The sequence below is a fragment of the Rathayibacter sp. AY1F4 genome, assembly GCF_002931775.1.
Classification (GTDB): Bacteria; Actinomycetota; Actinomycetes; order Actinomycetales; family Microbacteriaceae; genus Rathayibacter.
This window is the reverse complement of sequence record NZ_PSVE01000047.1, coordinates 1-3,582: the sequence shown is the minus strand read 5'-3', so window position 1 is coordinate 3,582 and position 3,582 is coordinate 1. Positions and strand designations below refer to the sequence as shown.

Sequence of the window (3,582 nt, the reverse complement as noted above, 5' to 3'; positions counted from 1 at the left end):
GAGCCCGCGCAGCTCGCGCGCCACGGCGTCCGCCTGCTCGCGCAGCTCCCGCACCGGCAGCGCGGGCAGGCGGCGCAGCTCGCTCCGGAGCTGGCGGTAGCCGCGCTCGCCTGCGGCCGCGTCGGCCGCGCGGGTCAGGAGGCTGTGCCGCGCGCGCAGGGCTTCGCGCCGGGCGAGCGCCGCGGTCAGCACCTCTCCGGTGGGAGTGGTCGCCGTCGCGTTGGTGAGGTTGATCGCCGTGACCAGCCGCTCGAGCTCGCCCAGTGCGCGCGTGCAGTCGGCGAGCAGCTCGGCCGGGTCCTCGGTCGGCTCCTCCCCTTCCTGGTAGGAGGCGTTCGCGACGATCCGCGACTGGAGGGCCTCGATCCGCTTCTGCAGGTCGGCCCGCTCGAGGAGTGCTTCGGCGAGAGTCATGCGACCAGGCAAGCACACATCGGCGCGACCTGCGCCCCTAGGCTGCGACCGTGCCGCTGCAGAACCATCCCGGAGACGTCGAGTTCCCCGTCCGACCCCGGCTGCGCTACGCGCGGGCGGCCGATGCGCATCGTCGCGGTCAGGGCGCCGGACGCCGCGCGCTCCTGGTGACCGCCTTCGCGGCTCCGGTGGGCCTCGTCGGCTTCGCGTGGGGGCTCGCGCTCGGCGGCGGCGAGAGCGTCGTCGCGTTCACGGCGTTCGCGTTCGCTCTGGCCTTCGGGCTGCTCGCCGCCACGGTCGGCTTCCAGCAGTGGGATGCGCGCGCGCCGCGCCGCGAGCAGCTCGCGTACCTCGGCGCGGCCGGCTCGCCGACCCCGTCGCTCCGCCAGCAGCAGCTGCTCGCGCTCGACGCGGTCAGCGACTTCTCGTTCGCCGGCTGGAACTCCTCTCTCGCGTTCCAGCCCTCCTGGGCCGAGCTCCCGGAGGAGCTGCGGCGCCGCTACGCCGACGGAGCGAAGGGAGCGCCGTGGCAGCAGCTGCCGCTGCATCCACTCGTCGAGCACCGGGTCGCGCTCGACCGCGACTTCCGCATCGCCTCGGCCGACGACGTCGAGCTGCTGGTCGCCGACGTGCTCACCCGCGGGCCGCTCTCGACCCGCTTCGCCGAGGTCTCGGCCTCCGCCGACGCCGAGCGGATGCGCTCCCGGGTCGCCGCGCTCACCGGCGGCAGCGAGTTCCACCTCCTCGAGCTCGCCCAGGCGGTCGACGGGCGTCCGCCGCTGCTCCTGCTCGCGGGCGACGCCGAGCGCACGATCGGCGCGATCCGCTACGCCTACGTCGCCGGCTACCTCCCGGCGGCGCGCGCCTGGGAGCTGCTGGCCGCCGTCGGCGACCGCGTCTTCGAGCGCTACTCCGGCTGGGACGCCTACTGGGCCGACGCGGCCCTCGCGATCGCCTTCCGCACCGACTCGCTCGGCGCGGTGCAGCACCACCACCGTCTGCGCGCGGAGCTCGCGGCGTCGGGGTGGCCGGCGGCGTCGGTGCCGTACCCGGACTGAGCGCGGGGCGGCGACGGTGCCTCCGAGCCGGAGCGTTCGGACCGGAGGCGTGCGCCCGCGCGGTGACCTCCCTCGCAGACGGGGCTGTCGACGCGGAGAGCGCCGCGGTCCCGGCGTCAGCCCAGCTTCGAGGCGGGCACCGTCTCGAGGCGGAGCAGGTCGCGGCGCAGGCGCTGCGAGCGGACGTAGCTGCTCAGCACGTGCTCGGGCGAGGGCGGGGAGTCGCTCCCACCGAGGAGGGCGCGCGCGGTCGTGAGGCGTGCGCGGCGGATCTCGTCGAACACGGTGGTGCCGTTCCGCGCGAAGGTGCGCTGCAGCGTCCGCTTCGGAACGCCGAGGCGCTCGCAGATCTCCTGGACCGAGAGGCGGGGGTCGGTGGACATCGCGGCGATCAGGGCGAGGGCGCGCGTGTAGACGTCCTCGCTGCTCTCGCGCGGCAGCGAGGTCGCCAGCACAGCGCCCGCCAGCTGCTCGACGGCGGCCCGCACCAGGGGGAAGGCGGGGGAGTCGGCGTCGAGGGTGGAGCCGAAGGTCGCGTTGACGGTCGAGAGCAGGATGCCGCGGCTGGCCGCGTCGGCCTCGGTGACGACGGCGCCACGGTCGGCCGAGTCGACCAGGCCCAGCAGCGGGCGGTCGAGGGCGATCTCGGTGCGGGCGCTCGGGGTGTCGGTCACGATCGTGAACGGGGAGTCGCAGTGGAGGAAGGCGATGTCGCCCGGCGCGACGCGGACCTCGAGCGCCGCCGGATCGTCCGGCTGGATCACGAGCGCGCCCTCGAGCGGGATGATCAGGCGGACGCCCGGGCCGATGGCGGAGGTGCGGTGCAGGCGGGCCGGTGAGTGCCAGATCCGGAGCACGTCGACGCCGTCGTTGCAGAGGGTGTCGGCCACGATGCGGAACGCGCCGTTCGCGCGGACGTCGACGCCGCTCTGGGCCAGCCACGCGGCCGCCGCGGTGTCCCGGCGGGACACTCCGCGATCGACGATCGGTCGGCTGCCTTCTGCGATTCCCCTGACGGCGGAGTCCCTTCCTCTGGCGCGTCCTCCGTACGACGCGATCCCTCTACCCTGGCCGATCCGGCCCGGTGGTGAGAAGTCTTCATGCGATCGCATCGTCGCTGACCTCCACCGCAAGGTGTCGGAACCCGCCATCGGGGGACGGAACCTGACCTCCGGGGTGCGCCTCGGATCGACGTGGACCTCGAGTGCGGCGGCGTCGGTGAAGGGCCGCTCGTCGCTCGTGCGGCCCCGCAGCACGATGGAGTGGCGGAGCGTCCGGGGCGCCCGCGGCGGCGCGATCGTGTAGTGCGCGACGGCCACGAATCCCGCTCCCGGGGCGACCCGCTCCGGCCGGCCGACGACGGTGACCGGGGCCTCGTCGTAGTCGAGCTCGACGCCCGAGCCGTCGGTGAAGGAGCCGCAGAACAGGGCGAGGTCGTGCAGGGAGGCGGTGCCGGAGTTGTGGAACTGCATCCAGAAGGTGATCACGGCGACGGAGCCGCGGGCGGGCGCGAGCCGCACCGCGCTGCCGTCGAGGACGAGGTGCGGGGGCGCATCGAGCGTCGGAGCTCCGAGCATCAGCCGCGCCGCCTGACGCCCGCCGCCGGTGCGGCCACCGGTTCCGCTGCGCGTCCCGCCAGCTGCAGGAGGCCGCACGCGGCGACCACTCCGACGAGGGCGGCCGTCCAGCTCAGGTCCTGCTGATCGAACTCCCGGAGGTGCGCCGGGACACCCGTGAATCCGAGGATCCCCTGGGCCGCGGCGACGGTGGCGAAGGCGAGCAGCGCGGCCGTGGCGGCGACCGCGGCACAAACGGGCGGGTCGTCCTCCGAGCCCTGGGCGAAACGGCGGACGGCGTGCGCGAGGGCGAGTGCGCAGAGGGCTGCGGCGACGAGGGCGGCCGCGGTGTAGGCCGGGCCGGCGGCCAGCAGGAGGAGGGCGCCCACGACGACCCGCAGGCAGGCCGGGAGGACGCCGGGAGCGCTGCATCCGCGCGCGCCCGGGCCTCCGCCGAGGGCCGCGGCGAGGGCGCGGGACTCCTCGAGGCGCCTCCGGACGCCACGAGGACCGGCCGCGCGGAGCAGGGCCGTCGCGCCCGAGGCGAGCAGCGA

At 75.5% G+C, this 3,582-nt stretch carries 3 protein-coding genes and 1 pseudogene; 1 reads left to right on the top strand and 3 read right to left on the bottom strand.

The genetic code is table 11. The features are described from left to right. A partial coding sequence (locus C5C59_RS16925; protein ID WP_104251330.1) for a DIP1984 family protein occupies positions 1-414 on the bottom strand: 414 nt, incomplete at its 3' end. 50 nt (positions 415-464) lie between these two features. Between C5C59_RS16925 and C5C59_RS16920 the strand changes: the two genes are divergently transcribed. Beyond that, positions 465-1,472, top strand: a complete 1,008-nt coding sequence (locus C5C59_RS16920) for a DUF1266 domain-containing protein (RefSeq protein WP_104239574.1) — start codon at positions 465-467, stop codon at positions 1,470-1,472. Between the two features lie 116 nt (positions 1,473-1,588). Here C5C59_RS16920 and C5C59_RS16915 read toward each other — a convergent pair whose 3' ends face one another. Together C5C59_RS16915 and C5C59_RS17425 are read right to left on the bottom strand one after the other, a co-directional pair. Beyond that, positions 1,589-3,049, bottom strand: a complete 1,461-nt coding sequence (locus C5C59_RS16915) for a hypothetical protein (RefSeq protein ID WP_104239573.1) — start codon at positions 3,047-3,049, stop codon at positions 1,589-1,591. Next, a pseudogene (locus tag C5C59_RS17425) lies at positions 3,049-3,582 on the bottom strand (hypothetical protein); the annotation flags it as partial. The gene C5C59_RS16915 and the pseudogene C5C59_RS17425, both read right to left, overlap by 1 nt.